Here is a 20,029-nt window from a genome sequence, read left to right on the forward strand (position 1 = left end):
TTCAAAATATTGGCGCGGTATTTTAGGGATGTGGTTTTTTTGATTTAACGTATTGATTTATATTGATTTTATAAAGATTTTGCAGGGCTATTATACTAAATGAGCTATACCTCATTAGGCTAAAAGGCCCCTTACTTTCGCTTCTTGCCGGAAAAGATGGTTGGTGGCGTTTCTTTCAAACTTTTCAGAAATGCATCAACAATAGGTTCCCGTCTGCTTTTGCTATAGATAACAGACATATCAATAACCGGACCAATGCCCGTAATGGGGCGATAAACGATATTGTCTGAAAGATTGACAGCCCGGATAGCGGTCGGAAGAACCGCAATACCAACACCAGCTGCAACGAGGCTGAGACTTGAAATATCTTCAGCCGTTGCCTGAGCAATTCTGGGCGTAAATCCCATTGTCATTTCGATCAGGGTAACGCTGTTGACCGGATTATCAGCAGAAATAACAATCAGCTTTTCCTGTTTCAGGTCATCAGCGCTGACGGCTTTCTGCTTGGCAAGGGAGTGGCCGATCGGCAAAGCCACCATAAGAGATAATTGGCGGAGCGGGATCATTTCAAGATCCGGATCAATATCCAGTTTCAGATAGCGAAGACGACTCGTAAAGGCGATATTTGCCCGACCTTCCAGAACACCGCTGAACTGATCCCAGAGAGAGACTTCTCTTGGCATAATGTCTACGTCAGGGTGCTTTTGTCTGAATGTGCTAAGTGCGCTAGCTAACATGCCGGAATAAGCAACGCTTCTCGGAAAATCGATATTGAGATGTCCGATTTCGCCGCGTCCGGCACGTCGTGCGACATTAATTGCGTGCTCTGCCTGCTCTAATGTGCGCTGTGCTTCAACCAAAAATAACTGTCCGGCTTCTGTGATGCGGACGTTGCGATTGTTGCGTTGTAAGAGTTTTGCGCCCAGCTCATCTTCAAGTGCCTTGATCTGAATCGAGAGTGCAGGCTGCGCAATGCCGATCCTTTGAGCTGCTTTTGCAAAGTGCAGCTCTTCGCACAGAATAGTGAAGTAGCGTAGGTGCCTGAGGTCCATTGATATATAAAATATATTAAATAAGAGAGTTAAATATATTGGATTTATGGTGAAGGGTCAACTACATTGATCTGCATCAACCCAAAAACAGAATGAAACACCCGGCGGGGAATGTCCGATGTCCGTCCCAGAAGCTAATGTTGTCCCTAAAGACAGCGAAGAATTAGATAAGTCCAAGACTACAGAAGGGCTTGCGCTTTCGCGTGAGCCTTGGAAGCTTGATAGAATAATCCGCCTCTCCCGGGCGGCGATGACAAGGTCTGCACCTGTTCTCGCGATTATTATCGTTTTGAGTGGTGTGCTGCTGGTGATGCATAACTGGAACCGCTGGGACGGTGCAGCTACCTATCAGAGAACGGATAACGCAACGATCAAAGCAAACCTCGCCAGCCTTGATGCCAAGGTCAGTGGTTATGTCAGTATTGTTGCGATCAAGGATTTTCAGGAAGTTCACAAAGGTGATCTGCTTGTCGAGATTGATGACCGCGAATATGTTGCTGCTGTTGATCAGGCAAAAGCTGCGGTTCTTTCTGCTGAGGCAAGTTTGGCTAATCTGAGTAATCAGGAAGAGTTGCAGAAAGCGACGATTCAACAGGCCGAGGCTTCACTGCAATCTGTTATTGCCCGTTATGATCAGGCAAAGCGTGATAGTGACCGTCAAAATGAGCTGATTAAGACAGGTTTCACATCAAAGCAGAATTATGAAAATGCCACGATGAATCTGCAAACCGCTGCTTCTAATAAAGAAGCAGCAAATGCCACCCTGTTAGCAGCCAGACGTCAGCTGGATGTTTTGCATGGTCAACGCGCCAGCCTCGAGGCCAATGTCGCTTCAGCGAAGGCACAGCTTGAACTTGCTGAAATTAAACTGAAAGATACGCGTATTGTGGCACCATTTGACGGTATTGTTGGTGAACGGAAAATTCAGGTTGGTGATTATGTAACGGCAGGCAAGCAGGTATCATCATTAGTGTCCCTGCCATCAATATATGTCATTGCAAATTTCAAAGAAACGCAGCTGACGCATATTGAAGTTGGACAGCCTGTATCAGTTGAAATTGATACTTTTCCCGGTGAAACCCTACGGGGGCGTGTTGAATCTATCGCACCGGCCAGTGGCTCAGAGTTTGCTCTGTTACCAGCGGATAATGCCACGGGTAACTTCACTAAAGTTGTCCAGCGTATTCCGGTCCGGATAGATTTTGAACCGGGGCAGAAGCTCCTGAGCCAGTTGCGGCCAGGTATGTCTGTCACGCCTGAAATTGATACGCGTGGGCAATTTGTTGCCTCCTATAATGCCAATAGTTCGACAGAAACAGCAGATGTCCGGTGATAACGGTTATGTTGCGTAAGGTTATTTCTGTCTTCGCATCAATCCGGGAGTTTTCTCAACGGGCGGCTGTCATGCGTCCGTTCATGGCGTCTGCGGCCGCGCTGGTTGCGGCCTTTATGACAACCTCGTTACTGCGGGCTGTTACGCTGAGTATCGCTGATCTGCGGGGGATTTATGGCCTGACTTACGACGAGGGAGCCTGGCTCACCTCAGCGATCAGTGTCCCTCAACTTCTTGTTGCGCCAGTTGTGCCGTATCTGAGTGCCGCACTTGGACCGCGGAGAATATATGTTATTCCGCTGTTCTGCCTGATGCTTATTCTGATCTTTCTGCCCTTTGCACGAGGGTTTCCATTTCTGATTGCAGCCCATATTCTGGTGTCATTATTCCTGGGCGTATTTCTGACCACAGCTGTCACGATTATGTTTCGCAGCTTGCATCCCAAATGGTGGATGCTGGCGATGGCACTTTATATGTTTCGGGCATTTGGTACGCCGAATTTCGATGTTCAGATGGCTGGTAATTATATCGAATATGATAACTGGCACTGGATCTACTGGCATGCTGCGGTCCTGGCCGGGATTGCCTGGATACTCTCCTTTTTTTCAATGCCACGGGAACTGGTCAATAAGCCTATGTTACGGGCAGCCGACTGGGGGGGCATTTCGATGTTCGGGCTTGCCCTGATGCTGATCTATGCCGGAATTGATCAGGGCAACCGGCTGGACTGGTTTCAGTCAGGATATGTAACGTCATGCATTGTTGGCGGGCTTGTTCTGCTGGTTGCGTTTGTGATTTACGAAGAAATTACACCACGCCCCTGGGCCAGAATTGGGGTTCTCTTCAGTAAACGAAATCTATGGCTGGCTATAGTGATCAATAGCGTTATGGCCTTTACGATGCTGGCAGATATCCTGCTCATTCCAAATTTTTTGCTGACGGTTAGCAAGCTGAAGTACTATCAATCCGGTGAGGTCCTGATAGTTGTTGTTGCCCTGCAGATTGTGATGGTACCGATCTGTGTCTTTATGGTGCAGAATCTGGATCCAAGGCTTTCGGTTATTCTCGGTTTATCGATTGTTGCGATCGGTATACTTTATGGCACACAGATAACCCATGATTGGGTGGATGCTAATTTTCTGCCGGTTGCTGTCATGATTGCGATTGGTTATCCGCTGGCATTTCTTGGATGTTTTGCAATATCCCTCGTGGCTAATGACCCCAAGCGGGCTCTTGAGTTTACGACCTATATCCAGATTGTCCGTGTCTTGTTTCCGGCACTTTGTTCTCAGATCATGACAACTTACATTCGCGTGCAGGAGCAGGTGCATTCATCCTATCTGATGGAATTCATCAGTAACGGTCGCAGGGCTGTATCAGATATTGTTGCGAGTAAAGGTTTAGCAGGTGTCAGTGCGCTGGTTCAGCGAGAAGCTTACGTTCTGGCTTATGCAGATGCTTACTGGTTTTGTTTCTGGATTGCCGTTCTTTGTATTCTGCTATGCTTTTTCTTAAAGGCTTCGCCTCCCAACCCCTTTGTTTATCCGCGCATTAAGCTCCCGCCACAATAGGCGGGAGCTTAATGGTTCTATCAGAGAAGGCTGGAAAGGCCGGGGATTGCCTTTGTCAGTTCTGCAACGCGCTCTTCACCAAGTTGCTGCTTACCGAACTCGATGACCTCCGTTGCGACTGTTTTTGCCTGTTCCATGGAGAGGCCTTCCCCCAGAAGCTGGGTGCCAAGAGCCATGAGGTTGCCGGTACTCCCGCCAATATTATTCAGTAAGCCACCAAGCATACCGGAGAGTCCGCCTGAAGCTTCCTGAGAAGCATTGGCAATAAGCTGTTCCGCTCCCGGGATATAGGAAAATAAAGCCTGAGCCTGCTCTGGGGCCTGCTTCTCAATGAAACTGAGGATCAGTCCGAGTGCATTTTGCGCTGTCTCAGGCGAAATATTTGCAGCCTGCGCAATACGGGTAACCAGCTCTTCCATAATAGTTTTCCTGTAAATAGATATTTTCATATGCTCGGCAGATAAGGGGCATTTTATATTTCTGCCGTCAATCCTGTAAGCGCAATAATAAAGCGTAGAGAATAAAAATGTTCCATCCAGATAATATTACAAACCATGTTGTGACATATTGCTCTGGTTCAGATAAAATATAGATAATGTACTGAATCGGTATGAGCCAGTATGTTGTATTAATAAGGAATAAGGTGCCCCAATGGTTGATGAAAATAGCATTCTAATTGGCAAAAGCCAGGATGCCTTTGAGAAAATTTTACTCAAATATGCCAATCGTCATGGGCTGATTGCGGGTGCAACAGGTACCGGTAAGACAGTGACACTTCAGGTTCTGGCAGAGGGCTTTTCAAACGCTGGTGTTCCAGTTTTTGCTGCAGATATTAAAGGTGACCTTTCAGGTATTGCGGCCAATGGTGAGGCCAAGGCTCCCTTTGTCAAACGTGCTGAAGAAATCGGCATTGAGTATGTGCCTGATCGTTTCCCGACAGTTTTCTGGGACATCTTTGGTGAGCAGGGCCATCCTGTACGCTCTACCGTTACGGAAATGGGACCAATCCTGCTTTCCCGTATGCTTGAGCTGAATGATACGCAGGAAGGTGTCCTGAATATTGCTTTCAAGGTTGCTGATGATAATGGTTTGCCACTTCTGGATATGAAAGATCTGCGCTCAATCCTGAACTTCCTTGTTGAGCAGGCCGCAGAGGTCAAAGAAAAATACGGTAACGTTACAAAGGATTCTGTTGCGACAATCCTGCGGCGCCTGCTGGTTCTTGAAAATCAGGGTGCTGAGCACTTCTTCGGTGAGCCTGCACTCAACATCAATGACTTCATGCATGTTGATCGCGATGGCCGTGGTGTCGTGAACATTCTGGCAGCTGACAAGCTGATGACCAAGCCACGTCTTTATGCTTCTTTCCTGCTATGGATGCTGTCCAGCCTGTTTGAAGCTCTGCCAGAAGTCGGTGATCCGGAAAAACCTAAACTCGTTTTCTTTTTTGATGAGGCACATCTGTTGTTTAATGATGCGCCAAAGGCTTTGCTGACTTCAATTGAACAGGTTGTGCGTTTGATCCGTTCAAAGGGCGTTGGCGTCTATTTCGTGACGCAGAACCCGGTCGATATTCCTGAGACTGTTCTGGCACAGCTGGGTAACCGCGTTCAGCATGCTTTGCGTGCTTTCACCCCGCGTGATCAGAAAGCCGTTCGCGCAGCTGCTGAAACATTCAGAAAGAACCCTGAGTTTTCAACCGAGCAGGCTATTACACAGCTTGCCGTTGGTGAGGCTCTGGTTTCGACCCTTGATGACAAGGGAACACCGACAGTTGTTCAGCGCACCCTTATTGCACCACCATCTGGCCGTGTCGGACCTCTGACCGATGCTGAGCGTGCTGCTCTTATCAAGTCCAGTGGGTTGATGGGACGCTACGAAGAAGCTTTTGACCGTGAAAGCGCTTATGAAATGTTGATTGAGCGTGCTGAGCTTGCAGCTCAGGAGCAGGATTCTGAAAACTCTGGTGGTGGTATCACCGGTTGGCTGGGTAGTATTCTCGGAATCAATCTTGGTGGTGGAACGCCAGCCAAAAGAGGCCCGGGCCGCCCACGTATGACGGTATCTGAGACGGTTATCCGGTCTACGACGACAAGCGTAGCGAACTCCGTTGGTCGTGAGATTGGTAAGGTTCTGACTGGCAGCACATCTACGCGTAAAGGCGCAAGCATCACTGATAAGGCTATCCAGTCTGCGACTTCGTCAGCGGTGCGGGCTATTGTCAGAAATATTCTTGGTGGACTGACGAAAAAGTAAGTCTTGTATGTATCATATTGCTTTTGTTGGTTTTTAAACCAATAGCTGTGTGAAATTTCTCAAAACAGAGGGGCAATGTGCTGATGAGTACATTGCCCCTTTCTTTGGTCGCATCAAAACCATATTCATGTAGTGTGAAGTTATATCTTTTAATGAAGAATGATAGGTTTTAGATGGATGTGATCTTACAGATGCTGAAGGGCGTGGGGCTCGGACTTGTAGTCATCCTGCCATTGGCGAACCCGCTAACGACAGTTGTGCTGATGCTCGGCCTTTCAGGCAAAATGAGCCGCGAAGAACGTGATCGTCAGTCTTTTATGGCATCCGTTTATGTTTTCATGATCATGGCTGTTTCCTTCTACAGCGGTCAGGTGATTATGAATACTTTTGGTATTTCCATTCCCGGGCTGAGGATTGCCGGTGGCTTGATCGTGGCCATTATTGGTTTTCGCATGCTTTTCCCTCAGCAACAGCTTGATGAAGAACCATTTGTTGAAACACGCGTTGAAGAAATCAAAAAGGAAAAAGCGCCCAATATTGCTTTCATTCCCCTGGCCATGCCAAGCACTGCTGGTCCCGGTACCATCGCGCTATTGATTTCGTCTGCTGCCACTTTGAAAAGTGAAAATCTGTCGCCATGGGTCTTTTATATCGGCCCGGTTCTGACGTTCTTCTGTGTTGCAGTTATTCTGTATGTCTGTCTTCTCAGTTCAACTGCGATCATGAAGTTTTTCGGCAAATCCGGCATTGAAGCAATTGCACGTTTGATGGGCTTTTTGCTGGTTTGCATTGGTGTTCAGTTTGTTATCAATGGACTTCTCGAAATCGTCCATCAGATACGTATTGAAACGCTGACATAAAAAAAGCAGTGTTCATTGAACGAAATATTATCTGTTAGCTTGCGTTGTTATACGTTTATTGTTTGAGTGGTGCTTCGGCAGTGTGAGTTTAACAACTCTCTCCATACTGCCGGTGCCTACCAATTTTCCGCCTTCAGTTTTGGTATGTGTTGCACATGAACTGCAGGTTTTTTCAAGAGGTTATCATGTCCCAGACTAATCCCGTCGTTGCAAAGGTTCTTGATCAGGTTGACAGCAATCTTGAGCTATCACTGGCGCGGTTGTTTGAATGGCTTCAGATACCTTCTATTTCTACGGATACGGCTTACCGGGCAGATTGCGTAAGGGCAGCTGAATGGCTGAATAAGGAACTGTCTGGTTTAGGCTTTGACGCTAAGGTTTGCCCAACTGAAGGCAACCCAATCGTTATGGGGCATGCGCGCCGTACTGATAAGCCGAATGTTCTGTTCTACGGCCACTATGATGTGCAGCCGGTTGATCCACTTGAGCTGTGGGATACACCTCCGTTTGAGCCTGTCATGATTACTTTGCCTGATGGGCGTAAAGCGATCCGTGCACGTGGTGCCTGTGACGACAAAGGTCAGGTTATGACATTTGTTGAAGCCTGTCGTGCATGGAAAGCTGTGACAGGTGAACTGCCAATTGGCATTACAGCGCTTGTTGAAGGTGCAGAAGAAGATGGCTCCCAATTTCTCCCAGAGTTTGTTGAAGCTCATAAGGAAGAACTGAAGGCTGATCTTGGTCTCGTTTGTGATACGGGCATGTGGGATAGCGATACACCGGCTATCACCTCATCTTTGCGTGGTCTGCTCTACTATGAAATTATCATTCGTGCCGCTGATATGGATCTGCACTCCGGTCATTTCGGTGGTGCTGCCAAAAACCCGATCCGTATTCTGTCTAATATCATTACTGATTTTCATGATGAAAACGGTCGCGTTACCATTCCGGGTTTCTATGAAGGTGTGCCTGAAATTCCGGCAGATATTCTGAAACAGTGGGAAGGTCTGAATCTTGATGCAGAGTCTTTCCTTGGTCCGATTGGTCTGAAAGAGCCAGCCGGTGAAAAGGATAAGATGATCATTGAGCAGATTCAGTCCCGTCCAACATGCGACGTGAATGGTATCATCGGTGGTTACACAGGTGAGGGCACAAAGACAGTTATTCCATCAGAGGCCCGCTGCAAGATTTCCTTCCGTCTTGTTGGTGATCAGGACCCTGATAAGATTACCGCGGCTTTCGATGAATTCGTAAAAGCGCGCGTTCCTTCTGACTGCAAGCTCGAAATCATTCACTATAAAGGCTCACGTGCACTTGCTCTGCCTTATGATATGCCAGCTCTTGGTGCTGCACGTAGCGCACTGAAAGACGAATGGGGTGTCGATGCTGTTATGATTGGCACGGGTGGTTCTATCCCGATCGTCGGTGATTTTAAAAGTATGCTTGGTCTCGATAGTTTGCTTGTTGGCTTCTCACTTGATGATGACCGCGTTCATTCTCCAAATGAGAAATATGATCTGAAGAGCTTCCATAAGGGTATTCGCTCATGGGTCCGTATTCTGGCCGCTCTTGCTGAGTAAATCACTGTTTAAAAGATGATAGGCGGGTAACCGCTCGAAAGTTTAAGGAAGTAAAATGTCTTGGTATTCAAAAACATGGAATTGGATTGACGGGGAATGGATTGAGGGCAATCCAATGATCATGGGGCCGCGTTCGCATGCTTCATGGATGGCATCATCGGTTTTTGATGGTGCCCGTATTTATGAAGGCGTGTCACCTGATCTCGATCTGCACTGTCAGCGCGTTAATCGCTCTGTAGACAGTGTTGGCCTGATGGCAACGATGAAGGCTGAAGATATTGAAGCTCTGGCTCTTGAAGGTGCCAAGAAGTTCGGTCCGGATGCAGCCATCTACGTTAAGCCGATGTATTGGGCTGAAGAGGAAGGTTATGGCACCGTGTCTCCGAAGGCGGAAGGAACACGTTTTTGCCTCTGTCTGTTTGATGCCCCAATGCCTTCACGAGATCAGGGCTTCACGGTGACCCTGTCTCCATTCCGTCGCCCAACCATGGAATGTATGCCAACAGATGCAAAGACGGGCGCACTTTACCCCAATAATGCACGTGCACTGCGTGAGGCAAAGTCTCGAGGCTTTGACAACGCACTTCTGCGCGACATGCTTGGTAATATTGCAGAAACAGCATCTTCCAATGTCTTTATGGTCAAGGGCGGAACTGTCTTTATGCCAGCAGCGAATGGCACATTCCTCAACGGCATTACCCGCCAGCGTGTGACCAAGCTGTTACGTGATGCAGGCGTTGAGGTTGTTGAGACAACCCTGCGTTATGAGGATTTTGAAACAGCTGAAGAAATTTTCTCGACAGGTAACTATTCCAAGGTCGTTCCCATTCTGAAGATTGATAACCGCAATCTTTCAATGGGCCCCGTTACCCGCAAGGCTTATGATCTTTATCGTGAGTTTGCTCATAGCAAATGAGTGTAATGTGGTTATGAAAAAAGGGCAGGTTTATCCTGCCCTTTTTTATTATCTGCGACGTAGTGATGTGCCGGATAATTTAAGCGTTCCAAGCAATGTAACGCCATAAAGAATGGCACCAGCCAGCCCCATCACAATCAGGGTAATCTCCTTGCGCCAATGGGGGAGTGAGGAAAGCATTTGAGTTATGGGGGCCCGTCCAAAGACGGCAAAAACAGCAAGAACAATGCTGGCAACAGCGATGGCAGCTATCATGACCAAAAGAGTGCGACTTGGAGCCATCCATTTTTTGCGGCAGGCAAGGAGTGTCAGGATACCAAGGTTTAACCAAGCGCCAACAGCTGTTGCGAATGCAAGACCGGCTATCCCGAATGGCTTCATCAGAACCAGCTTCAGAGCAACATTGACGACAACAGCTGTCAGTGAAGCATAAAGTGGTGTCTTCATATCAAGGCGGGATCGGAAGCTGGCAACTGCAGAACGGATCAGGATAATGGCAGGTAAGCCAAAGCCATAAGCCATCAGAACCGATGCCGAGAGTGAAACAGCCGTTGCATCAAACTGACCACGCATAAAAGCGGCGGCAATGATCATGTCGGGGATTGTCATGAAGGCAACAAAGAATGGCGCCGTCATGGCAAGTGCAAAAGAGATGGCCCTGTTTTGTGCGCGATGGGCTTCATCTGTTTTATTGCCAGCAACAAGCCGGGTCATTTCAGGAAGTAATACCGAGCCAACCGCAATGGCGATGACACCAAGAGGAAGCTGGAAAATACGATCGGCAAAATAGAGTGCTGAGAGTGATGCAACAGGCAGAAGAGTGCCGATAATCGTATCTGCGAACAGGGCAATCTGTGTGCCAGCTGAACCGATAATTGACGGGATCAGTGTCTTGAAGAACCGGTGCATTGCTGGGTCTAATGTTGGCTTGGCAAGATGAGGGGCAACATTTGCCTTTAAAGTGTCCAGCCAGACAAGGAGAAACTGTAAGACACCCGAGATGGAAACACCCCATGCCGCGGCATAAGCAGCATTAGGGAAAAACCATGCTACGGATAAAGCCGTAATCCAGCACAAAGATAAAAGAACAGGGGCAGCATTAAAAGCGGCGAAGCGTCCATGAGCAGCCAGGATACCGCCAAGAACCGTCTGGAGTGTGATGAACAGCAGATAAGGGAAGGTTATCCGTGTCAGAGAGACCGCAAGCTCAAAGCTCTCAGGTTTTGAGGAGAAGCCAGGGGCCAATAGGCGGACAACCCATGGCATTGCCATAAAAGCAACGACCAGCAGTACAATCTGAATAATCAGCATCAATGTGAAAATGCGATTGGCAAACTGGCGTGCAGATGCAGCTCCCTCCACTTCAAGTGCATTTGCGTAATTGGGCACAAAAGCGTCATTGAAAGCGCCTTCGCCAAAGATTGTACGGAAGTGGTTTGGAAGGCGGAAAGCAACGGTGAAGGCATCTGTGAGCGGGCCAGCTCCCATTACGGCAGCCGTTACCACGTCACGGATAAATCCGGCAACGCGTGAAACCAGCGTCCACCCACCTGCTGTCAGTATTTTACGATACACCCGGAACGACTCCCGTACTAAAGGGCATGCACTATTCAAAGCACGTTAAACCATAAAAGCGAACAGAGCCTTTACGAGTTATCCCAAATTCGTACAACCTGCGGCGCTTTGGATATTTGACGTGGAAATTTTTTTAATAAAACAGTGTCTTACGTAATGTAATTTAATACGACTTTATCTGGGGGATTATTATGAAAGCTTTATTTGGGATTGCTTTGTTGTCTACCGTCTTGCTTGCGGGCTGTGCCGCTCCGGGGGATACACATACAGCAAATGTAAAGATGAATACGCCTACAGCTATTTCGTCAATGAGCCTGATGGGGCCGGGATGTGAAGATTGGGGGGCTCCAACAGGGCATGTCGTAACACCGCCACGCCATGGTGAGGTAAAATTCCTTTATCATCGTGGGCCGCTACAAGCTAAAGACTCGAAATGTAATGGCGAGATGATGACAAGTCGAATTGCTGTCTATGTACCAAATAAGGGCTTCAAAGGTACTGATAGTACAAGTCTCAAGTTTGTATATATAAACAATGATGCAGGTGGAAGTGCCAATATGGGCCAGCAGTTTACGATTAATGTGCAATAAGTTTTAAATAGTGGGTGGAACTCGGGGTTAACTAATCCCGAGCTTCGACCATAGCTGGTCAACGCGCTCAACGACATCAGCCTTCATTTCCAGAACCTCACCCCATTCCCGATCTGTCTCAGGCGGCAGTTTATTGGTGGCATCAATGCCCATTTTCCCACCAAGGCCGGATTTTGGTGATGCAAAATCAAGATAATCGATGGGTGTGTCAGAGATCGTCATAATATCCCGTGATGGGTCTGAACGGGTTGAGACTGCCCACATCACATCTTCCCAGCTTTTCACATCGATATCGTCATCAACCACAATCAGCATCTTGGTGTAGGTAAATTGTGGGAGCATGGACCATAGCCCCATCATCAGGCGGCGGGCCTGACCGGGGTAGCGCTTATTAATTGAGACAACAGCCATCCGGTAAGAACAGGCTTCAGGTGGCAGCCATATATCTTTAATCTCAGGAAATTGTTTTTGTGCCAGTGGCCGGAAGATAACGTTGAGTGCTTCACCAATCCGGGATGGCTCATCAGGTGGGCGGCCTGTAAAGGTTGAAAGATAAACGGCCTTTTTACGCATAGTAATTGCGGTAACACGCATAACCGGGAAACGCTCAACTGAATTATAATAGCCAGTATGGTCACCATAAGGGCCTTCATCGGCTGTTTCGTTCGGCGATACAAAACCCTCAATAACGATTTCAGCATTTGAAGGGATGCAGAGTGGAATACTCACGCAAGGTGAAATGGACGGACGCTCCCCTCTGAGAAGGCCTGAAAACTTAAGCTCTGATAAAGTCTCAGGCAGGGGAAGGACCGATGAAAGAATGGTTGCCGGGTCAGAGCCGATAACAACAGCAACAGGCATTTCCTGTTTGATTTTCTGCCATTCATGATGATGTTTGGCACCGCCCCGATGGGCCAGCCAACGCATAATCAGTCGGTCCCTTCCAAGTACCTGCATACGATAGACGCCGATATTATCAGCCTCACCGGGGATACTATCCGGAGAGCGGGTAATCACCTTGCCCCATGTGATCAAGGGAGCGGGCTCTCCTGACCAATGTGTTTGTATCGGAAGGCTGAGGAGATCAATATCATTCCCCTGTAAAATAACCTCTTGTGCCTGACACTTCTTTGTCTCTTTCGGGCGCATGCTCAGTGCTGCGCGGGCTAACGGTAATTTAGAGAGGGCATCTTTAAAGTTCTTAGGCGGTGTCGGCTCCCGTAAACTGGCGAGAGTCTCTCCTAGATTAGCGAGATCATCCTGCTCAATTCCAAAGCCACGAGCAACGCGATCAACGGTTCCAAATATATTCGTCAGCACAGGAAGGGACGAAATCTCGCCATTATTTAAAACCGGTTTTTCAAAAAGAAGAGCCGGACCTCCCGCCTTCAGAACACGGCGGTGAATCTCGGTCATTTCATGCTGGACACTGACAGGCTCTGAAATACGGAGTAATTCTCCCTTGCTTTCGAGATAACCAACAAAATCTTGCAGATCATTAAAGCGGGGGAGAGTTCTATTTATCAATGATTTGACCTTTCTCCTGCTAAACCAGAAAAACTAACCTGTTGGCTATGCTGCATTTTTGAGGGAACTCAATGCAAAATGCTTCAAATAATATATTCCCGCAGGGTTGGATAACGTAAATGCGACAAATCGGCATCTGTCGGTTTTGCTCCAGTTGTCCCTAAGTCTTTTAAGATTGAGTCTTGAGATACTGGCTGTTCCCGGCCGGTTCCAGAGAAAGTAATACCGATGAATACAGCCATACCGGTCATTCCACCTCTTGTTGCTTTGGGCATGCGGCCTTTGCCGTTGCTCCCGCTTCAACCGATATTGGCTGCGATCATTCATTCAGTTGTAAAGCGCCATCCAGATATCTTTGATCGCCTTGGGGAGCATGCGGATAAAAGTTATGGCTTGAACCCGACTGATTTACCCTTTGCGTTTATCCTGAAGCCACAGAGTGGTAACCCCTCAGTCAAAGCTGTGCGGACATTGCCTGAGTGTCTGGATGTGCGCATCTCGGGCCCACTGGCAGGACTCATGGGCTTGCTTGACGGATCCTATGATGGAGACGCGCTTTTCTTTTCTCGGGATATCCTGATTGAAGGCGATATGGAAGCAACACTTGCGCTGAGAAATGCCGTTGATGATGCCCAGATTGATCTGGTTGGTGAGATTACTGCACGTCTTGGCCCGCTGTCGAACCCGGCAGAAAGTATTGTACGCAAGCTGAAAGACAACCTGATGTCTTTTGGGAGGGCCTGACGTGGAACTGATCTGCCCTGCCGGAACGCCGGCTGCTTTACGCGTTGCAGTTGATGCTGGTGCTGATGCTGTCTACTGCGGCTATCGTGATGAGACGAATGCGCGAAACTTTCCCGGTCTGAATTTCAGCCGTGAGGAGTTGAAAGACGGTATTGCTTATGCACATGCCCATAATTCAACGGTTTATGTTGCCATCAATACGTTTCCCCGGGCTGGTGCTCTTGAACTGTGGCATCAGGCTGTTGACGATGCTGTTGCGTTAAAAGCAGATGCCATCATTCTGGCTGATGTTGGTTTGCTGGCTTATGCAGCTGAGAAACATCCGCATCAAAGACTGCATCTTTCCGTGCAGGCGGCTGCCTCCAATCCCGATGCTATCCGGTTTTATGTTGAAGCATTTGGAGTGAAGCGTGTGGTGTTGCCACGTGTCCTGAGTGTGCCGGAGATTAAATCAATCTGCCAGAATATTACCTGTGAAACAGAGGTTTTTGTTTTTGGTGGTCTTTGTGTCATGGCTGAGGGCCGCTGTTCTCTTTCATCTTATGCCACAGGCAAATCTCCAAACATGAATGGCGTCTGCTCGCCTGCAAGTCATGTTACATATCGGGAAGATCGTTCCGGTATGGTCTCGCGGCTGGGGGATTTTACTATTAATAAGTTCGCCAAAAACGAAGCGGCTGCCTATCCGACCCTGTGTAAGGGGCGTTTTGTAACGGAGCAGGGCTCTGGTTATCTGTTTGAAGACCCGGTCAGTCTTGATGCATCTGATCTGCTGCCAGGGTTAAAGGATGCTGGTGTAACCTCGCTCAAGATTGAAGGGCGGCAACGTGGTCGCGCTTATATTGAAGGTGTTGTCCGTTACTTCAGGCAGGCCGTTGAAGATCTGGATGCAGGGCGTGCGATTCAGACAGCGGGCCTGATGCAGATGACCGAAGGCCAGACGACAACAGTTGGTGCTTATCGGAAGACGTGGCGTTAAATGGAACAGAATATGAAACTTACCCTTGGCCCTGTACAGTTCCATTGGGAGCCGGAAGAATGGCGCGATTTCTATTTCCGTATTGCAGATGAATCTCCCTTTGACACGGTTGTCACGGGAGAGGTGGTCTGTTCAAAACGCAAGCCGTTCTACGATCAATATCTGCCGGAAGTTATTGAGCGTCTCAAGGCTGCCGGCAAGGAAGTCTATCTTGGCTCACTATTGCTCGTCACATTAGAGCGTGAGCGGCGCCAGACACTGGAACTGATCGAGCAAAGCGGTGTTCCTGTTGAGGTTAATGACCTGACGTGCCTTGCCAGTATGCAGGGAAAAAGCCACGCAATTGGCCCGTATATTAATACCTATAATGAGGCAACAGCTGCTTATTTCGCCAGAAATGGCGCAACGCGTATCTGCCTGCCGCCAGAGCTGCCGGCAACATCTGTTGCGACAATTGTCCAAAATGCTCCGGAGGTTGCTATAGAGGTCTTTGCTTTTGGACGCCTGCCACTTGCAATTTCTGCACGCTGTTATCATGCACGTCTGCACAAATTATCAAAAGACAATTGTAAATTTGTCTGCAACCAAGATCCGGATGGTCTGACCGTTGACACAATGGATGGTGAGCATTTTCTTGCGATGAACGGCGTACAGACCATGTCGTTCACTGTTTCCAATTTACTGGGAGAGGCAAAAGACTTGGAGAGGATGGGCGTAAAATCGCTGCGTTTATCGCCCCAGCATTGCGACATGGTTGAGGTTGCCAGAATATTCAGGGATACACTTGACGGCAAAACAAGTGTTGAAGATGGACAGACCAAGCTGAAGGCGATTTATCCTGAGGCTTCATTCAGTAATGGATTTTCCCATGGCTCATCTGGTTCTAAATGGGTATCTGAACGGCTGGAAGATCAGATGGGCGCTGTCTGAGTATTAAGCTAACTTGATTTAAATACAGGTATATTTATACTGCGCGCTGTTGAATGAGATGGAAGCGTGGATGACGGCACCATGATGTGCCAGTCAGAACGCATATTATCGCACGCTTCCGAATAATTAGGTGATTTATGTTTATCAGTAAACGGTGGTTGAACTTAGCCATCGTCTCAAGTGCTCTTTTTCTTATTGTTGTTGATATTACAGTGCTTTATACGGCACTCCCACGCATCACACATGATTTGTCTGCAACCGCATCCGAGAAACTCTGGATTGTGAACGCCTATGGCCTCGTTGTTGCTGGGCTCCTGCCGGGAACAGGCTCGCTAAGTGATCGTGTCGGACACCGGCGCATGTTTCTGATTGGTCTGGTTATATTTGGCTTTGCGTCAATTATGGCAGCCTATGCTTTTAATCCGGAAATTCTGATCATTGCCCGGGTTGTTCTGGCAATTGGTGCTGCGGTTATGATGCCCGCTACCCTTTCAATTATCCGTCTGACTTTCAAAAGTGAGCAGGAGCAATCTGTTGCATTTGGTATCTGGTCATCTGTTGCTTCCGGTGGAGCTGCAATCGGGCCAGTATTTGGCGGTTTTCTGCTAAGTTATTTCTGGTGGGGTTCTGTCTTTCTGGTCAATGTTCCGGTTGTGATTATTGCATTTGTAATGACGCTATGGATTGTGCCTGAACATCAGGGAAACAAGCAGCGCAAGTGGGATATGGTCAGCTCTTTCCAGATTATGATCACACTTGTTGCGCTGGTCTATCTGATCAAAGCCATTGGTATGGGCAATGCCTCATCACTCACAATCATAGCTTCCGCAGGTATCTTTCTGTTTGCTGGTAGCCTGTTCCTTATGCGGCAGAGAAAATCTGAAGAACGATTGATTGATGCTTCGCTGTTTTGCGATGTTCGGTTTACAGCCGGTGTCGGCGCTGCTCTGATGGCTTCACTGGCGATGTCTGGTGTTGAGCTTGTCTTTACGCAGCGGTTGCAGCTTGTACTGGAGCTGACACCGTTACAGGCCGGGTTTGTTATTTTGCCGCTTCCTATAGCCGCTTTCGTTGCTGGGCCACTCAGTGGATATCTGATGACGAGGCTTGGCGGCCTGTTCATTATGTGGAGCGGCCTGTTAGTGACCGCTTTAGGGCTGCTTATCTTATGGATGACTTATGATGGTTATATGGTCGGGCAGGCGCTTGCGATGCTGATCCTTGGCTTTGGGATTGGTGCCGCAATGACAGCGGCGTCAGGGTCCATCATGATGTATGCACCAAAGGATAAGGCTGGAATGGCTGCATCCGTTCAGGAAGTATCCTTCGAGTTTGGCGGGGCCCTCGGTATCGCTATTCTTGGAAGCCTGATGACGGCGTTCTACTCGGCCTCGCTGACCCTATCCAATGCGGGAGCAATATCAGCGAAAGTCTTTGACAGTCTTGATCAGGCGCTAATGATTTCAGAAACGCTGGATACTGATATGGCAGAGACGCTTTTGCGCGAGGCAAGAGGAGCTTTTGATGCCTCGTTTTCGCTGGTTATTATTGTCGCTCTAGGTCTGACAGTCATTACGGCTTGTGCTGTTATGTGGGCTGCAAGAAGACAATAAAAAAGGGGCGGAAATCCGCCCCTTTTAAAAAATGAAATAGCTATTAGCGTGTAGCTTCAGCAAACATCTTTTCAACGTATTCCCAGTTCACGAGGCTATCAAGGAAAGCCTTGATGTAGTCTGCGCGACGGTTGCGGTAATCAATGTAGTAGGAGTGTTCCCATACGTCGCAACCGAGAATTGGCTTTGCACCATGGACAAGCGGATTTTCACCGTTGGCTGTCTTCATGATTGTGAGTTTGCCATCTTTGACAGCAAGCCATGCCCAGCCAGAACCAAACTGGCCAACACCAGCCTGCGTGAAATCTTCCTTCATCTTTTCGACAGAGCCAAGATCCGAGATAATTTTCTTTTCAAGAGCGCCAGGAATTGCACCACCACCATTTGGCTTCATCCACTGCCAGAAGTGCAGGTGGTTATAATGCTGACCGACATTGTTGAAGAGAGCCTGATTTTTACCGAATGAACCAACAACGATCTCTTCAAGACTTTTGCCTTCAAGGCCGGAGTCCTTCAGCAGGGTATTACCTGTATTAACATAGGCGGCATGATGCTTGTCATGGTGGAACTCAAGTGTTTCCTTAGACATGAATGGCTGAAGAGCGTCATAAGCATATGGAAGGTCTGGAAGTGTAAAGGCCATGGGAAACTCCTTTGAGAAATAGACCAGATAGGCATTTAAAAATTTATAGCCGGCTAGATATAGCATAAGCTACGAATATATATAATGCGACTATAGAGAGCCTGCTTCTAAGGTAAATTTTTAATGCAAGCACCAAAAATAATGCAGACTCACTTACATCCGATCTTTAGATTCTAGGCATATATTTTGGCGAGCAAGTGACAATTCACACGGGAAATCGTTCCTGGCTTTCCTGCTTTAGGCAGGAAATGGCAGAATTTCAGGGGAATACGGCTTGTTATGCTTAACAAAAAGTTAAAGTTCGCTTGCATTCATATTGTATGGAGAACTAGTATCACGCCGATTCATTAAGGAAGTTCCGGCTTCGGGTGGCATATGTTTATTGCTTTAGCGACTATTCTTTACATAAGCTCTTTTGCTGCTTTTGGCAGCGGAGCTTATATCTTTTTTGTCATTCTCGGATATGGCAAGTTTTATCTTGAGCAGGATCTCGCCAGTTTTCTGACTGGTTTTGGGCTGATGATGTTCGCGCTGGTCATGTTTGGTATGGCAACGCTTATTCTTTGCTTCGATAAGCTCGGTAAAATTGTCAAAACCGTTGCTGCACAAAATCAGATGAATGTTACCGCGGTTACAGCTGCCAATTCTGCAGTTCAAAGTGAGCCGCTTGATATTCCGGTTTATGATTATCTGAGGCCGACCCAACCCGTCAGTAATGGTGTTTCTGATTTTGAGTATCCTGCCTCTTCATATAGCGATGAGCAGGTTACTGAGAAAGCAGACGAGGTCTCCCAGCCTCTGGAAGAGACTATCGTTGCTGAAGAGAGTCTTGCTGTAGAAACTGAATCTTCGATTGAACCTAAAGTCAGAGAAAGTGCATTTGGCTTTTATTCATATTCACGCGAAGACGATGTTCGTGAAAATGAACCTGAAATTCGTGATGTTGGAACACAGGCAGTTGAAGCCGCTGCTTTGGAAGAAACGGATGTTTCTGAAGAGCCTGTCATCAGCGAAGCTGCTGTAGAGGAAGATACACCTGTTGCGGCGGCTGAAAGTGCGAAAGCTGATGAAGCTGTAACAGTCATCGGTAGCTATGAATCTGGTGGAAACCGTTATGTCATGTATTCTGACGGCTCAATTGAGGCTCATCTGCCAACAGGGCTGCGCACGTTTAACTCCCTCAATGAGCTGAAGCAGTTCGTTAGCGGGAGTGCCGTTTCAGCCTGATATCAGGCAAATAGAGATAAAAAACCGCACCTGAGAGTGCGGTTTTTTATTAGTAGCATCTTTATTTTATTAGAGCAGAAAGCGTTTTGAATTCAGGCGTTCCTGCTTTTTCAAGCCATTCAAAGACAACCATTTCGGTCGTCACCCATCGTCCGCCTGCTGCAATGAACCTTTCACGGGCTGCATCAATGCTGGCTTGCGTTCTGCTTGAGACGGCATCTGAAACCATAAAGACATCATATCCTGCCTCAAGAGCATCCAGAGCGGTCTGTAAAACGCATATGTGTGTTTCTGCGCCTGTTATAATCAGTTGGTGACGGTCTGCTTCATTATTGGTTTCAAGCACGTCATGAAATTTTTCTTCACGGAATGCTGAGAAAGTTATCTTTTCAATGATGTCCTCCGCCGGGATACGCTCCCTTAGAGGGGCAATCGTCAGCCCAAGCCCCTTGGGGTATTGCTCGGATACTGTGACAGGGATTTTAAGCATATGGGCAGCTTCAACCAGAATAGCAGCATTTCTAATGACCTGCTCCACATTCTGTACAACGGGCATGAGCCGTTCCTGAAAATCAATCAGCAGAAGATGAGAGTTTTGTGCTTTCAATGGCATATTGATATCCTTGATTGATG

19 protein-coding genes are annotated in these 20,029 nt (G+C 47.8%); 12 read left to right on the plus strand and 7 right to left on the minus strand.

Annotated elements, in window-relative coordinates; genetic code table 11:
• Positions 1–131: 131 nt before the first annotated feature.
• Positions 132–1,052, minus strand: coding sequence for a LysR family transcriptional regulator (locus WJT86_RS04890; protein WP_346336410.1), 921 nt, complete (start codon positions 1,050–1,052; stop codon positions 132–134).
• Between the two features lie 118 nt (positions 1,053–1,170).
• On the opposite strand from WJT86_RS04890, the gene WJT86_RS04895 reads away from it, so the two are divergent.
• Positions 1,171–2,385, plus strand: a complete 1,215-nt coding sequence (locus WJT86_RS04895) for an HlyD family secretion protein (protein WP_346336411.1) — start codon at positions 1,171–1,173, stop codon at positions 2,383–2,385.
• Between the two features lie 8 nt (positions 2,386–2,393).
• A complete protein-coding gene (locus WJT86_RS04900; RefSeq protein WP_346336412.1) occupies positions 2,394–3,956 on the plus strand; it encodes an MFS transporter in 1,563 nt (520 codons plus the stop codon).
• A gap of 20 nt (positions 3,957–3,976) precedes the next feature.
• On the opposite strand, the gene WJT86_RS04905 is transcribed toward WJT86_RS04900, so the two are convergent.
• Entirely contained in the window at positions 3,977–4,375 is a 399-nt protein-coding gene (locus WJT86_RS04905) for a hypothetical protein (protein ID WP_346336413.1), read from the minus strand.
• Positions 4,376–4,607: 232 nt separating this feature from the next.
• Between WJT86_RS04905 and WJT86_RS04910 the strand changes: the two genes are divergently transcribed.
• From WJT86_RS04910 to WJT86_RS04925, 4 genes are all read left to right on the plus strand, one after another.
• Positions 4,608–6,212 carry a helicase HerA-like C-terminal domain-containing protein gene (locus WJT86_RS04910; protein ID WP_346336414.1) on the plus strand — a complete coding sequence of 535 codons (1,605 nt, stop codon included), beginning with the start codon at positions 4,608–4,610 and terminating at the stop codon, positions 6,210–6,212.
• A gap of 173 nt (positions 6,213–6,385) precedes the next feature.
• Positions 6,386–7,072, plus strand: coding sequence for a MarC family NAAT transporter (locus WJT86_RS04915; protein ID WP_346336415.1), 687 nt, complete (start codon positions 6,386–6,388; stop codon positions 7,070–7,072).
• A gap of 185 nt (positions 7,073–7,257) precedes the next feature.
• Positions 7,258–8,652 (plus strand): M20/M25/M40 family metallo-hydrolase, encoded by a 1,395-nt coding sequence (locus WJT86_RS04920; RefSeq protein ID WP_346336416.1) that lies wholly within the window; start codon positions 7,258–7,260, stop codon positions 8,650–8,652.
• Between the two features lie 55 nt (positions 8,653–8,707).
• Positions 8,708–9,568: a branched-chain amino acid aminotransferase gene (locus WJT86_RS04925; protein WP_346336417.1), complete on the plus strand. Its 861-nt coding sequence runs from the start codon at positions 8,708–8,710 to the stop codon at positions 9,566–9,568.
• Between the two features lie 48 nt (positions 9,569–9,616).
• Here the strand turns inward: WJT86_RS04925 and murJ are convergent, their stop codons facing one another.
• Positions 9,617–11,143, minus strand: coding sequence for a murein biosynthesis integral membrane protein MurJ (gene murJ / locus WJT86_RS04930; RefSeq protein WP_346336418.1), 1,527 nt, complete (start codon positions 11,141–11,143; stop codon positions 9,617–9,619).
• Positions 11,144–11,334: 191 nt separating this feature from the next.
• On the opposite strand from murJ, the gene WJT86_RS04935 reads away from it, so the two are divergent.
• Positions 11,335–11,733 (plus strand): hypothetical protein, encoded by a 399-nt coding sequence (locus WJT86_RS04935; protein WP_346336419.1) that lies wholly within the window; start codon positions 11,335–11,337, stop codon positions 11,731–11,733.
• 27 nt (positions 11,734–11,760) lie between these two features.
• Here WJT86_RS04935 and WJT86_RS04940 read toward each other — a convergent pair whose 3' ends face one another.
• Together WJT86_RS04940 and WJT86_RS04945 are read right to left on the minus strand one after the other, a co-directional pair.
• Positions 11,761–13,260 carry a UbiD family decarboxylase gene (locus WJT86_RS04940; protein ID WP_346336420.1) on the minus strand — a complete coding sequence of 500 codons (1,500 nt, stop codon included), beginning with the start codon at positions 13,258–13,260 and terminating at the stop codon, positions 11,761–11,763.
• An 83-nt stretch (positions 13,261–13,343) separates the two neighbouring features.
• Positions 13,344–13,502: a hypothetical protein gene (locus WJT86_RS04945; RefSeq protein WP_346336421.1), complete on the minus strand. Its 159-nt coding sequence runs from the start codon at positions 13,500–13,502 to the stop codon at positions 13,344–13,346.
• On the opposite strand from WJT86_RS04945, the gene ubiT reads away from it, so the two are divergent.
• The 4 genes from ubiT to WJT86_RS04965 all read left to right on the plus strand — a co-directional run bounded on the left by ubiT (position 13,489) and on the right by WJT86_RS04965 (position 17,526).
• Positions 13,489–14,004: a ubiquinone anaerobic biosynthesis accessory factor UbiT gene (ubiT, locus tag WJT86_RS04950; RefSeq protein ID WP_346336422.1), complete on the plus strand. Its 516-nt coding sequence runs from the start codon at positions 13,489–13,491 to the stop codon at positions 14,002–14,004. The genes WJT86_RS04945 and ubiT overlap by 14 nt on opposite strands.
• A gap of 1 nt (position 14,005) precedes the next feature.
• On the plus strand, positions 14,006–14,983 hold the full coding sequence (gene ubiU, locus WJT86_RS04955) for a ubiquinone anaerobic biosynthesis protein UbiU (protein ID WP_346336423.1): 978 nt from the start codon (positions 14,006–14,008) through the stop codon (positions 14,981–14,983).
• A gap of 12 nt (positions 14,984–14,995) precedes the next feature.
• The gene (gene ubiV, locus WJT86_RS04960; RefSeq protein WP_346336424.1) at positions 14,996–15,913 is read left to right on the plus strand and encodes a ubiquinone anaerobic biosynthesis protein UbiV; all 918 of its coding nucleotides are present in this window, start codon (positions 14,996–14,998) and stop codon (positions 15,911–15,913) included.
• Between the two features lie 137 nt (positions 15,914–16,050).
• The gene (locus WJT86_RS04965; protein WP_346336425.1) at positions 16,051–17,526 is read left to right on the plus strand and encodes an MFS transporter; all 1,476 of its coding nucleotides are present in this window, start codon (positions 16,051–16,053) and stop codon (positions 17,524–17,526) included.
• Positions 17,527–17,569: 43 nt separating this feature from the next.
• Here WJT86_RS04965 and WJT86_RS04970 read toward each other — a convergent pair whose 3' ends face one another.
• A complete protein-coding gene (locus WJT86_RS04970) occupies positions 17,570–18,169 on the minus strand; it encodes a superoxide dismutase (protein ID WP_346336426.1) in 600 nt (199 codons plus the stop codon).
• A gap of 375 nt (positions 18,170–18,544) precedes the next feature.
• Here WJT86_RS04970 and WJT86_RS04975 point away from each other — a divergent pair, with 375 nt between their 5' ends.
• Positions 18,545–19,396 carry a hypothetical protein gene (locus WJT86_RS04975; RefSeq protein WP_346336427.1) on the plus strand — a complete coding sequence of 284 codons (852 nt, stop codon included), beginning with the start codon at positions 18,545–18,547 and terminating at the stop codon, positions 19,394–19,396.
• A gap of 61 nt (positions 19,397–19,457) precedes the next feature.
• On the opposite strand, the gene WJT86_RS04980 is transcribed toward WJT86_RS04975, so the two are convergent.
• Positions 19,458–20,009: a hydrolase gene (locus tag WJT86_RS04980; protein WP_346336428.1), complete on the minus strand. Its 552-nt coding sequence runs from the start codon at positions 20,007–20,009 to the stop codon at positions 19,458–19,460.
• Positions 20,010–20,029: the final 20 nt, after the last annotated feature.

Source organism: Hohaiivirga grylli, from assembly GCF_039655745.1.
In the GTDB taxonomy this organism is placed as follows: domain Bacteria; phylum Pseudomonadota; class Alphaproteobacteria; order Rhizobiales; family Beijerinckiaceae; genus Hohaiivirga; species Hohaiivirga grylli.